At 59.6% G+C, this 14,362-nt stretch carries 13 protein-coding genes; 5 read left to right on the forward strand and 8 right to left on the reverse strand.

Going from position 1 to position 14,362, the window contains the following annotated elements:
• Window positions 1–36: 36 nt before the first annotated feature.
• Window positions 37–684, reverse strand: coding sequence for a LysE family translocator (locus tag AC07U5_RS02025; protein ID WP_062444384.1), 648 nt, complete (start codon window positions 682–684; stop codon window positions 37–39).
• Between the two features lie 183 nt (window positions 685–867).
• Window positions 868–1,722, reverse strand: coding sequence for an SDR family NAD(P)-dependent oxidoreductase (locus tag AC07U5_RS02030; RefSeq protein ID WP_494722150.1), 855 nt, complete (start codon window positions 1,720–1,722; stop codon window positions 868–870).
• Between the two features lie 257 nt (window positions 1,723–1,979).
• On the opposite strand from AC07U5_RS02030, the gene AC07U5_RS02035 reads away from it, so the two are divergent.
• On the forward strand, window positions 1,980–3,203 hold the full coding sequence (locus tag AC07U5_RS02035) for an argininosuccinate synthase (protein WP_062444382.1): 1,224 nt from the start codon (window positions 1,980–1,982) through the stop codon (window positions 3,201–3,203).
• 62 nt (window positions 3,204–3,265) lie between these two features.
• Here AC07U5_RS02035 and AC07U5_RS02040 read toward each other — a convergent pair whose 3' ends face one another.
• Window positions 3,266–3,733: a MarR family winged helix-turn-helix transcriptional regulator gene (locus AC07U5_RS02040; protein ID WP_313060107.1), complete on the reverse strand. Its 468-nt coding sequence runs from the start codon at window positions 3,731–3,733 to the stop codon at window positions 3,266–3,268.
• 241 nt (window positions 3,734–3,974) lie between these two features.
• Between AC07U5_RS02040 and AC07U5_RS02045 the strand changes: the two genes are divergently transcribed.
• From AC07U5_RS02045 to ppa, 4 genes are all read left to right on the forward strand, one after another.
• A complete protein-coding gene (locus AC07U5_RS02045) occupies window positions 3,975–6,041 on the forward strand; it encodes a M3 family metallopeptidase (RefSeq protein ID WP_494722151.1) in 2,067 nt (688 codons plus the stop codon).
• A 270-nt stretch (window positions 6,042–6,311) separates the two neighbouring features.
• A complete protein-coding gene (gene typA, locus AC07U5_RS02050) occupies window positions 6,312–8,132 on the forward strand; it encodes a translational GTPase TypA (RefSeq protein ID WP_062424909.1) in 1,821 nt (606 codons plus the stop codon).
• A 212-nt stretch (window positions 8,133–8,344) separates the two neighbouring features.
• Window positions 8,345–8,851 (forward strand): GNAT family N-acetyltransferase, encoded by a 507-nt coding sequence (locus AC07U5_RS02055; protein ID WP_494722152.1) that lies wholly within the window; start codon window positions 8,345–8,347, stop codon window positions 8,849–8,851.
• Window positions 8,852–9,093: 242 nt separating this feature from the next.
• The gene (gene ppa / locus AC07U5_RS02060; protein WP_062424907.1) at window positions 9,094–9,627 is read left to right on the forward strand and encodes an inorganic diphosphatase; all 534 of its coding nucleotides are present in this window, start codon (window positions 9,094–9,096) and stop codon (window positions 9,625–9,627) included.
• Between the two features lie 2 nt (window positions 9,628–9,629).
• Here the strand turns inward: ppa and AC07U5_RS02065 are convergent, their stop codons facing one another.
• The 5 genes from AC07U5_RS02065 to AC07U5_RS02085 form a co-directional block, all read right to left on the reverse strand.
• Window positions 9,630–9,944, reverse strand: coding sequence for a DUF167 domain-containing protein (locus AC07U5_RS02065; RefSeq protein WP_494722153.1), 315 nt, complete (start codon window positions 9,942–9,944; stop codon window positions 9,630–9,632).
• Window positions 9,941–10,255 carry a YggT family protein gene (locus AC07U5_RS02070; protein WP_062444372.1) on the reverse strand — a complete coding sequence of 105 codons (315 nt, stop codon included), beginning with the start codon at window positions 10,253–10,255 and terminating at the stop codon, window positions 9,941–9,943. Before AC07U5_RS02070 ends, AC07U5_RS02065 begins: the two co-directional genes overlap by 4 nt.
• A gap of 259 nt (window positions 10,256–10,514) precedes the next feature.
• Window positions 10,515–11,006 carry a tellurite resistance TerB family protein gene (locus AC07U5_RS02075; protein ID WP_062424904.1) on the reverse strand — a complete coding sequence of 164 codons (492 nt, stop codon included), beginning with the start codon at window positions 11,004–11,006 and terminating at the stop codon, window positions 10,515–10,517.
• Window positions 11,007–11,033: 27 nt separating this feature from the next.
• Window positions 11,034–12,836, reverse strand: a complete 1,803-nt coding sequence (locus AC07U5_RS02080) for a heme biosynthesis protein HemY (RefSeq protein WP_494722154.1) — start codon at window positions 12,834–12,836, stop codon at window positions 11,034–11,036.
• A 3-nt stretch (window positions 12,837–12,839) separates the two neighbouring features.
• Window positions 12,840–14,321, reverse strand: coding sequence for a COG4223 family protein (locus tag AC07U5_RS02085; protein ID WP_494722155.1), 1,482 nt, complete (start codon window positions 14,319–14,321; stop codon window positions 12,840–12,842).
• Window positions 14,322–14,362: the final 41 nt, after the last annotated feature.

Raw genomic sequence — 14,362 nt, forward strand, 5'->3', positions numbered from 1 at the left:
AAGGCGCCGCAGAGGCGCCTTTTTCGTATCCGCTTGTTACTTCGCTTGCGTCAGGAAAATCTTCACGGCGAAGAGCGAGAAGACACCGGCGATGGTGTAATCCAATCCGCGAAGAACCTTGCGATTGCGCTGCAGCCAGTCGGAGAGCGAGTCTGCGGCAACGACAATCCCGATGCCGATCGGCAGTGCGACGATGATCGACCAGAGACCGAGGAAGATCAGCTTGCCGGTCACGTGCGGGTCGGAGGCTGTGACGAATTGCGGCAGGAAGGTCATGAAGAAGATGATGACCTTTGGATTGAGCAGGTTAACCCACAGCCCGTTGACCAGAGCAGACGTCATCGACGCGCCCGCCTTCTGCTCTTTCGGGCGCTCCATCACGAAGTTTGAGCCGTGGCGGATGGCCTGGATGGCGAGCCAGACGAGATAGGCAGCACCGCCCGTCTTCAGGATCATGAAGGCTGTTGGCGAAGCGACGATCAGCGCTGCCACGCCGAAGGCGACCAGCAGCGTGTGAACGGTAATTCCAAGATTGGTGCCGACCAGCGTCATGAAGCCCGCCTTGCGGCCTTCGCGCAGCGAACGGCTGATCCACAGCGTCATATCCGGGCCGGGCGTCACCGCCAGAATGAGAATGGCGATGGTGAAGGCAATGAGTGTCGGCAGGCTCGGTATGAAGTCCACGAAGGCACCATAAGGCTAAAGCATGTCGCGCAAAAGTGTGCAGCGGTTTTGCGATAACGACATGCGACAAAACAAAGGGCCTAAAGCGAAGGAGCGAATCTGAAAGATCGCGACACGCTTTAGGGTTCAGGTGCCTACTCATAACGCTGTTTGACGAGCCTGCCAATTCCTCTTCACGTTGCGTCAGCCGTTCAAGAACGCCTTAAAGTGCTCGGCATAATCTTTATGCCAGCGCGACAATGGCGGCCGGTTCTGGACGATGTCGTTGGCGGCCCAGAGAATGCGCTTCTCGTCGGTCTTCCGGTCCACCTCGTTATCGGGGCAGAGAATGTAGAAATCGCCCCTGCCAATGCTCTCCAGCATGAAATCGACCGTCTGCTCCGGCGTCCAGGCGCCGTCCGGCTTTTCCGTGCGCTCTCCTGCGGTGAGACCGGTGAAGACGAAGCCGGGGATGAGCAGATGCGCAGAGATCGCGCCCTTGTCGGCATTGCGCAGCTCGTGCTGCAGCGCTTCAGTGAACGCCTTCACGCCCGCTTTCGCGACATTATAGGCGGGATCGCCAGGTGGGGTGGTGATGCCCTGCTTGGAGCCGGTATTGATGATGAGGCCCGGCTCTCCATGGGCGAGCATGCCCGCGCCGAAGACTCGGGTGCCGTTGATGACGCCCATCAGGTTGACGCCGATCACCTTGTCCCAGTTGGCCTGTGGGCCGAAAAGGGCGCTGCCCGGCTGGATGCCGGCATTGTTCATCAGCACATGCACGCGGCCGAAGCGCTGGATGACGGCTCTTTCCAGCGCCTCAAGCTCATCGAGCTTCGAGACGTCGGTCGGGATGGAGGCGATATTCGCCGCGCCATCGGGCACCTCTGCGGCGATCTGACGTTCGGCGGCTCCCAGTTTTTCGCCATCGAGATCGACCAGCACGACGCTCATGCCGAGATGGGCAAACTTGCGTGCCGCGGCAAGCCCGATGCCGGAGGCGGCGCCGGTGACCACGGCTACATTGTCCTGTCGCAATGCGGGGTGAAATGTCGACATTGGTTTCTCCTTCTCCATGGCCGTCTTTTTTAAACGGCGGTGGCGTCCCATGTAACCAAGCGCCTCTCAAGGCGCTTCGAAATCTAGCGTTTTTCTCTCTCAAGTCACGTGACAAGTCATCGGGCGCTCGATGTGTTCCCGGGCAGCGCCCATTTTCATTATCTCTTGCGTGTACCGATAAACTCGCTAAAAGTGCCGCAATCTCAAGGAAAGGCGAGGCTTCACGCGATCGCCGGTTATGCAAATGGATTTCACGAATGGCACTCCCGAAAGACGTTAAGAAAGTCGTTCTCGCCTATTCCGGCGGTCTCGATACCTCGATCATCCTGAAGTGGCTGCAGACCGAACTCGGCGCGGAAGTCGTCACCTTCACCGCCGATCTCGGCCAGGGCGAGGAGCTGGAGCCGGCGCGCAAGAAGGCCGAGATGCTCGGCATCAAGGAAATCTTCATCGAGGATGTCCGCGAGGAATTCGTTCGTGATTTCGTCTTCCCGATGTTCCGCGCCAACGCCGTCTATGAAGGCGTCTATCTGCTCGGCACGTCGATTGCCCGTCCGCTGATTTCCAAGCATCTGATCGAGATTGCCAAGAAGACCGGTGCTGACGCCATTGCTCACGGCGCGACCGGCAAGGGCAACGACCAGGTTCGTTTCGAGCTTTCCGCTTACGCCCTGAACCCCGATATCAAGATCATCGCACCGTGGCGCGACTGGACCTTCAAGAGCCGTACGGATCTCCTGAACTTTGCCGAACAGCACCAGATCCCGGTTGCCAAGGACAAGAAGGGCGAAGCGCCGTTCTCCGTCGATGCCAACCTGCTGCACTCCTCGTCCGAGGGCAAGGTTCTGGAAGACCCGGCGCAGGAAGCCCCGGAATATGTGCATATGCGCACCATTTCCCCGGAAGCCGCACCTGACAAGGCAACCGTCATCAAGGTCGGTTTCCGCAAGGGCGATGCCTGCTCGATCAACGGTGTTGAAATGTCGCCTGCAACCCTTCTGCAGACGCTCAACGATTATGGTCGCGACAATGGCATTGGCCGTCTCGACCTCGTGGAAAACCGCTTCGTCGGCATGAAGAGCCGCGGCGTCTACGAAACCCCCGGCGGCACGATCCTGCTTGCAGCGCACCGCGCCATCGAATCCATCACGCTCGACCGCGGTGCAGCGCACCTCAAGGATGAGCTGATGCCGCGTTACGCCGAGCTGATCTATTACGGCTTCTGGTTCTCGCCGGAGCGCGAAATGCTGCAGGCCCTGATCGACAAGAGCCAGGAGCATGTGGAAGGCGAAGTGACGCTGAAGCTCTACAAGGGCAATGTCATGGTCACCGGTCGCGAGAGCGCAAAGTCGCTCTATTCCGACAAGCTCGTCACCTTCGAAGACGACCAGGGCGCCTACGACCAGAAGGATGCCGCCGGCTTCATCAAGCTCAACGCGCTTCGTCTGCGTACGCTCGCAAAGCGTAACCTCGGCAAGTAATTCTGCGTTTGATGTGAAGATGAAAAGCCCCGTTTTGCGCGGGGCTTTTTATTGCTCCCTGCTCAGCCGTCTGTCCGGTTCTTATCCATCGCCGCGGTGTGGAGGTTCTTCTGCAAGACGGAGAGCAGCGCATGGAAGCGCTCGATGTCTTCCCTGCCCAAACCTTCGGTCGCCTGCGCCATCAGGCCATCCACCTCCTCGCGCACCGATTTCAGCATCTGCGTCGAGCTTTCCGTCAAATAGATGCACTTCGACCGGCGGTCGTCCGGGTTGGGGCGACGCTCCACGAGTGCGAGCGATTCCAGCTTGTCGAGATAGGTACAGACCGTCATCGGTTCGAGACCGATGCGAGCGGCAATGTCCGCCTGCTTGGCACCGTCGATGGCAGCAACGGTCAGCAGCGCGCGGGCCTCGCCGGGCGTCAGCCCAAGGCCTGCATTGGCAATACGCCGTTCGAACACGCTGTTGAGAAAACGGGCGCTGCTATTGAGCAGAAAGGCCAGCGGTTCTCGTTCGGGATTGGATGTCATCAAATGGGTGCTTTTCACTAGAACTATTCTACGTTGTGACAACTTCTGTCTTTCCATGCAATCGGATGGGAGAAGAAAGTGTTCCGCACGCTCCATGTCTTTGACATCCAGGCATCGTGCTTTTGCGGAATCGACGCCGATTTTAGGTCCGTTGCGGTTGCCCTTCTTGCGGTCTGATATTGAAAGCTTGCCGTCAGCATGCCCATATGGCTGACAATCACATCTGCATGAGGACATCACCATGACATCGACGATCGCGCATTATTCCGCTCTGACCGACTGGAACGGGAAAAACGGGCTGCCGCGTTTCGATGCTGTCAAGGATGAGGATTTTGCCGGTGCGTTCGATGCGGCCCTTGCTGCCCATGATGCAGAGATCGATGCCATTGCCGGCAATAGCGAAGCGCCGAGCTTCGGCAATACGGTAATTGCGCTCGAAATCGCTGGTGACGAGTTGTCGCGCGTCTCGGCGCTGTTCTGGAACAAGGCGGGTGCCCACACCAATCCGCAAATCCAGGCGCTGGAGCGCGAGATTGCGCCAAAAATGTCGCGCCACTATTCGCGTATCGGCATGAATGAGGCGCTGTTCAAGCGCATCGATACGCTGTGGGACAAGCGCGAGACGCTGGGACTGACCCATGAGGAACTTCGGGTCCTAGAGCGCCACTGGAAAGGCTTCGTGCGCGCCGGCGCGAAACTGCCGAAGCCGGAGCAGGAGCGTCTGGCCGCCATCAACGAGGAGCTTGCGGGACTTGGCGCGAATTTCGGCCAGAACGTGCTTGCGGATGAAAAGAACTGGAAGCTGCTGCTGTCCTCGGACGAAGAGCTTGCCGGCATTCCGGGCTTCCTGCGCGATGCCATGGCGGGCGCCGCCAAAGAGCATGGCGAGGAGGACAAGTTTGCAGTGACGCTTTCGCGCTCCATCATCGAGCCCTTCCTGACGTTTTCCGAGCGCCGCGATCTGCGTGAGCAGGCCTTCAAAGCCTGGGTGGCGCGTGGCGAAAATGGTGGCGAGACCGACAATCGCGAGATCGTCAGGAAGACACTGGCGCTGCGCGAAGAAAAGGCAAAGCTGCTCGGCTATGACAGTTTCGCGGCCTACAAGCTGGACGACACGATGGCGAAGACGCCGGATGCGGTAAACGGTCTTTTGACCCAGGTCTGGGAAAAGGCCGTGGCGCGCGCAGGCGAAGAGGAAGCCGAGCTTGCCACGGTCATTGCCGACGAGGGCAAGAACCATGAGGTCATGCCCTGGGACTGGCGCCATTATGCGGAGAAGCTGAGAGCAGAGCGCTTCAACTTCTCCGAGACCGAGCTGAAGCCCTATCTGCAGCTGGAAAAGATCATCGAGGCCTGCTTCGACGTGGCGACACGCCTCTTCGGCATCCATGCCGTCGAACTGAAAGACGTCAAGGCCTACCACCCCGATGTCCGCACCTTCGAAATTCGCGACGCCAATGGCGAGTTGAAGGCGATGTTCCTAGGTGACTACTTTGCCCGGCCCTCCAAGCGCTCAGGTGCATGGATGAGCTCCTTCCAGTCGCAGCACAAGCTGCCGCTGAAGAATGGCACGGTCGGTGAACTGCCGATCATCTACAATGTCTGTAACTTCGCCAAGCCATCCGCTGGCAAGCCAGCGCTGCTGTCGCTCGATGATGCACGCACGCTGTTCCACGAGTTCGGCCACGCGCTGCATGGCATGATGTCGAACGTCACCTATCCGTCCGTTTCCGGTACCGGTGTTTCGCGCGACTTCGTTGAACTGCCGTCGCAGCTTTACGAGCACTGGCTGACCGTGCCGGAAATTCTCGAAACCTATGCGCTGCATTACGAAACCGGCGAGCCGATGCCGAAGGCGCTGCTGGACAAGGTGCTGGCGGCCCAGACCTTCAATGCCGGTTTCAACACGGTGGAGTTCACCTCCTCGGCGCTGGTCGATATGGCGTTCCACACCCGTGGCACGGTGGAGGACCCGATGGCGGTGCAGGCAGAGGTGCTGTCTTCGCTCAATATGCCGAAGTCGATAACTATGCGCCACGCAACGCCGCACTTCCAGCACGTGTTTTCCGGTGACGGCTATTCCGCCGGCTACTATTCCTACATGTGGTCGGAAGTCTTGGATGCCGACGCCTTCGAGGCTTTCGAGGAGACGGGCAATCCCTTCGATCCGGAAACGGCGCGCAAGCTTCTCGACAATGTCTATTCCGTCGGCGGCGCGGTCGATCCGGAAGTGACCTACAAGGCCTTCCGCGGCAAGATGCCGAGCCCGGAGGCCATGCTGAAGAAGCGCGGACTGGTCGCTGCGTAACGCATACCGCGCAGACGGGTGAAGACGTCTAGCGACGCCGACACGCGGTCAAAGAAAGAGGGAAGGCGGGAAGAGCGAATCTGAAGGATCGCACCCGCTTTAACCTTGAAAGCGCGCAAAAACCTGTCACACATCTCTGATACGGCGTTTTCGCAAGGGGCTTATGTCACAGGCCCCCCTTTCGCATTTGCAAAAAAAAGGTTATGAGCCCGCCAAACTAAATTGGCGCATCCCATACGATCAGCGCCCCAACCTCAGAGATTTAATCATATGGCCCTTCGCAACATCGCGATCATCGCGCACGTTGACCATGGAAAAACGACACTTGTTGACGAGCTTCTGAAGCAGTCTGGTTCGTTCCGCGACAACCAGCGCGTTGCCGAGCGTGTTATGGATAGCAACGATCTGGAAAAGGAACGCGGCATCACCATTCTCGCCAAGGCGACCTCTGTTGAGTGGAAGGGTGTTCGTATCAACATCGTCGACACCCCCGGCCACGCCGACTTCGGTGGTGAAGTCGAGCGTATCCTTTCGATGGTGGACGGCGCGATCGTTCTGGTCGACAGCTCCGAAGGCCCGATGCCGCAGACGAAATTCGTCGTCTCCAAGGCGCTGAAGGTCGGTCTTCGCCCGATCGTCGCGATCAACAAGATCGACCGTCCGGATGGCCGCCACGAAGAAGTCATCAACGAAGTCTTCGACCTTTTCGCCAATCTCGACGCGACCGACGAGCAGCTGGACTTCCCGATCCTGTATGGCTCCGGTCGTGATGGCTGGATGAACGTCAATCCGGAAGGTCCGAAGGACCAGGGTCTTGCACCGCTGCTTGATCTGGTTCTCGAGCACGTGCCTGAGCCTACGGTCGAAGAAGGTCCGTTCCGCATGATCGGCACGATCCTCGAGGCCAACAACTTCCTCGGCCGTATCATCACCGGCCGTATCGCGTCCGGCTCGATCAAGCCGAACCAGGCCGTCAAGGTTCTGGGCCAGGATGGCAAGACGATCGAAACCGGCCGTATTTCGAAGATCCTCGCCTTCCGTGGTATCGAGCGCACCGCGATCGAAGAAGCCCATGCAGGCGACATCGTCGCTATCGCTGGCCTCTCCAAGGGCACCGTCGCCGACACGTTCTGCGATCCTTCGGTCACTGAAGCCATGACCGCGCAGCCGATCGACCCGCCGACCGTCACCATGTCCTTCATCGTCAATGACAGCCCGCTGGCTGGCACCGAAGGCGACAAGGTCACGAGCCGCGTTATCCGCGACCGTCTGCTCAAGGAAGCCGAAGGCAACGTTGCGCTGAAGATCGAAGAAGCCGAAGGCAAGGACTCGTTCTTCGTGTCCGGCCGTGGCGAATTGCAGCTTGCGGTTCTGATCGAAACCATGCGTCGCGAAGGCTTTGAACTTGCCGTGTCGCGTCCGCGCGTCGTGATGCACAAGGACGAGAACGGCACCCTGCTGGAGCCGATCGAAGAAGTCGTCATCGACGTCGATGAAGAGCACTCCGGTGTCGTCGTTCAGAAGATGTCTGAGCGCAAGGCTGAAATGGCCGAGCTTCGTCCTTCCGGTGGCAACCGCGTTCGTCTGAAGTTCTATGCGCCGACCCGTGGCCTGATCGGCTACCAGTCGGAACTCTTGACCGACACGCGCGGCACGGCGATCATGAACCGCCTGTTCCACGATTATCAGCCCTTCAAGGGTCAGATCGCTGGCCGCGTCAACGGCGTTCTGCTGTCGAACGGTTCGGGCGAAGCTGTCGCTTATGCGATGTTCAACTTGGAAGACCGTGGTCCGATGATCATCGAGCCGGGTGAAAAGGTTTATGCTGGTATGATCATCGGCATTCACACCCGTGACAACGATCTCGAAGTCAACGTGCTGAAGGGCAAGCAGCTCACCAACATCCGCGCCGCCGGCAAGGATGAAGCCGTGAAGCTGACGCCGCCGATCCGGATGACCCTCGACCGCGCTCTGTCCTGGATCCAGGACGATGAGCTGATGGAAGTGACGCCGAAGTCGCTTCGTCTGCGCAAGCTCTACCTCGATCCGAACGATCGCAAGCGCTTCGAAAAGGCCAAGATGGCCGGCTGATCGCCCCGCCATTAACCGTGTTTCCAAGAACCCGGCTTGAGCACGCCTCAAGCCGGGTTTTTCTTTGTCTGCGCGAATCAAGCCCGCTTGTCTCAATGGTAAAAAAAGCGTTAATCTTTGCCCCATCGTCCACATGATTAGGCTGTGGGTAAGCTTCCCGCCGTTAACCTTTATGGCTGGTAAGTTTCCATGGCCGGGGCCAGAATCGCGTTATGAAAACGTTATCCATCGATGTGCGCCGGGCTGAACCGGAAGACGCTGCCGCTATTGCAGAGACGCATCGGCTGTCCTGGGAGCAGGCCTATGCAGGACTTATTCCGCACAAGCCGCTCTGGCAGATGCTGGATCGCCGTGACGAGGACTGGTGGCGCCGCGCCGCCCGTGGTTCCGCCACGCTGCTGGTGGTCGAAGTGGCGGGTGTGGTTGCCGGTTACACGACGCTTGGCCTCAACCGTGCCCGTGGTCTTCCCTATGATGGCGAGATCTACGAGCTTTATCTGCGTCCGGAATATCAGGGCATCGGCCTTGGGACCGTCCTTTTCAAGGAAGGACGCCGCCTGTTGAAGTCTCTCGGCTGCAACGGCGTGGTGGCCTGGTGCCTCGAGGACAGCGATGTCGCCAGCCGCTTCTTCCGCTCGCACGGCGGCAAGGATATTGCCGAAGGCTTGGAAGACTTTGCCGACAAGCAGCTGCGCAAGATCGGTTTTGCCTGGCGCTGACTGTTCTTCAAGCCGCGTGATGTGCGCATTGACGCAAGTATCACGATTGGCCCGACCCCGTTACGCCGCCAGGGCACCTGTTAAGACTTCTCGCCCCTCGTTTCTTGTAACGCTCTCAAACCTTTAAGCTCAGCCCATTCTTGGTTCGACAAAAGCGCAAAGGTTGCGGCAGGCGATGTTGCAAAGCGCTGCCTTTCCCAGTATCGAGGATCAATCTCAACTCACCGAAATAAGGAAAGAGTATGCGTATTGATGCAATCTCCGTCGGCAAGAACCCGCCTGAAGACGTCAATGTGATCGTTGAAGTGCCGGTCGGCGGCCATCCTATCAAGTACGAGATGGACAAGGATGCTGGCGCACTGATCGTCGATCGCTTCCTCTACACGCCGATGACCTATCCGGGCAATTACGGCTTCGTGCCGCACACGCTGTCGGAAGATGGCGACCCGATCGATGTGTTGATCTGCAATACCCGCCCGCTGGTGCCTGGCTGTGTTATCAATGTTCGCCCGATCGGCGTGATGATCATGGAAGACGATGGCGGCAAGGACGAAAAGATCCTCGCGGTTCCGGCTCCCAAACTGACGCAGCGTTACGACAAGGTCAAAAACTACACCGACCTGCCAGACATCACGCTGAAGCAGATCGAGCACTTCTTCGAGCACTACAAGGATCTGGAACCCGGCAAGTGGGTGAAGATGGGCGGCTGGCAGGATGTCGACGTTGCCAAGAAGCTGATCCTCGAAGCCGTCGAACGCTACAAGGCGCAGGGCTGATCTCAGCCCATCACCTTTTCAAGCTTACCTAACAGATCCTCCGGTTCGCCATCGAGCCGGAGGATTTTTTTGCGCGATGTTTCCCCGGACAGGAAACTGATTGATGACTTTGGGATCTTCAGCGTCTTCGACAGAAGCGCAATCAGCGCCTTGTTTGCCTTGCCGTCTTCCGGCACCGAGGTGACGCGGGCCTTGAGATAGGGCAGCCCTTCGGCATCCGTCTCCACCCCATCGATGGCGTCACGACCCCCAGAGGGCGTGAGCCTCACTCTCAGCTCGATCTGCCGACCGACGATCTTCCAGGGCTGGAGCGTCAAATGAAGAGCGAGATCAGGAAAGGTCTGATCGGATTCGCGATGATCATCTGAAGGAAGACAATGCCAAGCAGTACCACGAGCGGCGAAAGATCGATGCCACCCATGTTCGGAAGAACCCGGCGGATGGGGCGCAGAACCGGCTCGGTAGCCTGATACAGGAAGTTGCCGATCGCGTTTACGAACTGATTGGAGGAGTTGATGACATTGAATGCGTAGAGCCATGAGAAAATGGCGCTGGCGATCAAGATCCACCAGTAGATTTGCAACGCCAATAATATGATTGTAATCACCGCGTCGATAATGCCTACCATCAATGTCTCCTATGTTGTTGGCAGACATTTAGACATTACCACATGAGCCGACAAGTACCGTCACACGGAAGTGCGCGTTTAGAAAGTGTGTTGTCTTAGCGGCCTCTTTCCAAGGTGGGTAAAAAGCCGAAGACCAACCTCGGCTTTTGCTGCACCGAAAGCGTGACGGGATCTCTCATGCCAGCTTCCTCCTCTTTGCCACTCCAGCCTGCCGCGCGTCTTCGTCGCAAAACTGCTCTACACCGTCGCTCGACGCGGCTTAGATCGCGTCTGCATCGGCCTCATCATGACCTTCAAGGTGCTTGTGACTAGCCACCTGCTGGCGCTGCAGTACGCGGTCGCGGACGGAGACGCCGAGAAGCTCGGCGATGCGCCAGATGACGTTGTCTTCCATCTCGTTGCGCTCGCCATCTGCGTAGACGATGTCCCAGAGAATGCCGATGAGTTCGACGCGTTCCTGTTCGTTCAGATGGCGGCGGATGTCGGTGGTGAAGCGGTAATAATCCACCGCCTCCTTGCCGGCTTCCTGCCCCGCATCCATCAGCGCATCCAGCTTGCCGGAACTGAGGTCATAATGCTCCTGCAGCAATTCGCGCAGGCGCTCACGCTCCACCTTGGACACCGTTCCGTCCGCTTCCATCACCTGAAAGCAAAGGGCGGCGATGGCGACGCGCAGGTCGTCGGGCGGAAAATCGCGAGACGTGTCGCCACTCGTCAGGCTTTGGAAGAAGGTCTGGATACGGTCGAGCATGGCTCTCCTTGAGCGTTAAAGGCTGCCTTAAAACAGATTGAGGCGGTTTTTTTCGTCCGCGGGGGCAGAGGGTTTCTTCACCCCCGGATCATCCGGCAAACCGCCGAAGAAAGGAACGGCTTCCCCGCTTTTTTCGATCACTGTGGTTTTTGGCGCAACCGTCTTGGATGTCTGGCTCGCCGGGGTCACGGGCTTTGCGGGTTCGGCAAGAGGGGCGCCCTCTGCTTTCTTCACGCCAGGGTCGTCAGGCGCGCCGCCGAAGAAGGGCACGACTTCCTCCGCTTTCGCCGAGGGCGTGACCTTTGCTGGTTCACGCGCTTGGACCTTGGGCTTTTGCGTTTCGACAACGGGATGAACCGTGGTCCTCGTTTCGGCTTTGGACTCAACCTTCGTCTCGACGTGTGGCTTCGGCTCGGTTTTCACCGGCTCTGGCTTTACTGGAACCGGGATTTCGATGATGCGCTCACGAATTTCCGGCTGCGCCACGTCGGGAAGAGAGGCGAGTGCGCTATCGACGCTCACATCTTCCACCGGGCCATCCAGCTGGCCGAAGGGCGCCTTCCATTCAAAGGCATCGAGACGGCCGGAGACCGGCGAGACCGGATGCCATTTTTCCGAAACGATGCCGTCTGCCACCCAGGCCGGGTCGCGCGGCGCGCGCAGCGCCTGCGCCATCCAGTGACGCACACGGCCCTGGTCGCCGGTCTCGGCCTCTTCGATATCAGCCAGCAGCAGGAAGACGCTTTCGCGTGGGGCGATGCGGGCGGCGGCCTGCGCCTTGGCTCTCGCCTTGTCGAAATCCTGCGCAGCCAATGCTGCCTGCGCCACGGCAAAGAGCGATTCGATATTGTTGGGCTTCAGGCTCTCCAGCCGCTCGGCGCGCTTCAGCCGGTCGATCGCCGTATCGCCGCTACGGGCGCGGACATAAAGCTCGGCGATCTGCGGATGCGGCTCAGCCTTCCAGACGGGTTCCAGAATGGCGGCCGCCTTGCGCAGATTGTCTTCGCGGAGATACGACTTGGCCGCGACGAGCGCTGCCGGTACGAGCGCCTTCGACAGTTTCAGCGCGGACTTTGCATCGTCGCGCGCACCCTTCGGGTCGATCTCGAACTTCTCTTCGGCCTTCGCGGTCAGAAGCACGGCCTTCAGGCGCTCGGCTTCGCCACGCTCAATGACATGGGCGGCCTTCTGCTGGTCGAGCAGGCGGATCGCATCGTCCCACTCGCCGCTGCGGCATTTGCTTTCCAGCGTCGCTTGCGCAGCCCAGGGCAGATAGGGTGCGTTTTTCGCCGCATCCTCGGCATATTGCAGAGCTGCCTCATGCGCGCCCTGGCGGCGAGCCTCGATATAGAGGCCGCGAAGACCAAGCTCACGCGTCTCCGGGTCATTTGCCATAGCCTCGAACTTGCGGCGCGCGGCGTCATACTTGCCTTCGATGAGATCCGCCTGGGCTTCCAGCAGATGGATCAGGGGCTCCTGATCGGCGCTGAGCAGACCCTGTGTTCTCGCGGTCATCTTGCGGGCCAGCAGGGCATTGCCAGCACCGGCAGCGATCAGGCCGGTCGACAGTGCCTGATAGCCGCGGTCGCGCTTGCGGGCGCGGAAGTAGCGGCGTGCGGCATGTGGAGAGTTCCACAGCGTGCTGATCATCCACCACAAGATCATAATGGCTGCGATGAGGGCGGCAACCATGGAGGCCGCCACCATCATGCTCATCTGTATCAGCTGCCCCTGCCATTCCAGCGACAGAACGCCCGGACGATCCGCCAGCCATGCGAAGCCGACGGCGATGAGAAGGACGATGACGACGAAGCTAACGATTCTGGTCATGTCTTACCCCTGCTGGCCTGTGCTGCTGACGGCGCGGTTCAATGTGCTGTTGACGAGATCCTCGACCTGAATGCGTGCGTCCAGCGACTTCTTGTATTCGGCCGATGCCGTCTTGGCGGCTTCGGGCAGAGCATCCCATTCAAGGGCCGCACCCTTCAGGTCGCCATTCTGCAGCTTGTCTTCCATGCGGGCGATCTTGGCATCGTCGCCCTCGCCCTCGACATTGCCGACAGGGCGGACCTTGACCAGCGACATGGCGCTGTTGGCCAGCCGGTCGAAAATGCCTTCATTCGGGTCGGTCGGGCGAAGGGCCGTCAGCATCGCGTTGGCGACGTCGGGGAAACGACGCACCAGTTCCGCGCGCGTCGGTACGCCGGTATTGGCGAAGGGGCGCAGCGACTGGATCGCCGGATCGTCCGGCGTGACCTTGGACAGCGTGTCGAGTTCGGTGAGGAAAGGACCGCCACGATCGATCGCCGCCTTGAGTGCTGCCGAGGCAATGGCGCGCGCCACTTCGACATCGTCCCGAGGCTCGTTGATCTTGGTTTCTGCCGCGTCAAGCCGCTGTGTCAGCGACGCGATCTTCTGGTCTTCTGCGGCGCGCTCGGACTGCAAGGTCGAAACCGTGGTCTCAAGCTGGGAGATCTTCGCGCTGGCGTCGCCGCCGGATGCGGTGGAGCTTTCCAGTGCGGCAAGGCGCTGCTCAAGGGCAGACGTGTCAGCGGTCTGTCCTTTTGGTGCTTGCGCGATCTGCTGCTGCAGGCTGGCGACCTGAGACTTCAACGCGGCCAGTTCCGTCGACGAACCGCTATCGGCTGAACTGGACGGCAGGACGCCGGCATATTGCATGCTGCCTGCGGCCAGAAGCGCAATCAGGCCACCGACAATGCCAGCGGCGATCAGGCCGGAATTGCCTTGCGGCTTTGCATCCCGCGATGTCGATGTGGTGGCTGCCGAAGGCTTGCTGGCTGACGATGCGCTGGATGTGGATGACGTGGTCTGCGGCTTGAAGGGTTCGCTCTTTGGAGCGTCCTTCCCAAAGGTGCTCGATGTCGTTTTGGTGCTATCGGCAGCGCTGCTCGATGCAGCAGACGATGTGGTGGTGGAGGCCGCGGCCGCTGTGGCTTTCGGTGGCTCCTGCTTCACGGTCGCGTCCGTCTTCGCTGGGCCTTCGTCTTTGCCGGACGCGTCCTGCGGCTTTCCGACATTCGGCTCAGGCTCGATCGGCGATTTGGTTGGCTGGTCCCAGATCGGTTTCGGATTCTCGGCTTTCGCGCCGTCCGCCACGCCGGTCGCTGGCTTGGCGGGTTCGGGAGTACCCGGTTCCGTCACCGGCTTTGCGTCACTTGCCGCGCTTGTCGCCGTCGTATCCGCAGGCGTCGATGGCTTGGCGGCGCTGACATCCGTCACGTCCTTGGCGTCCAGATCGATCGTGACCGGCTCGGTCTTGGATTTGGAGTGGCGTGGCGGCTTTCCGGATACCATGACAACCTCATTCTAGTCGTGTCTATTCCTCGGTCGCGGTG

Source organism: Agrobacterium sp. GW821-FHT02D03, assembly GCF_059421725.1.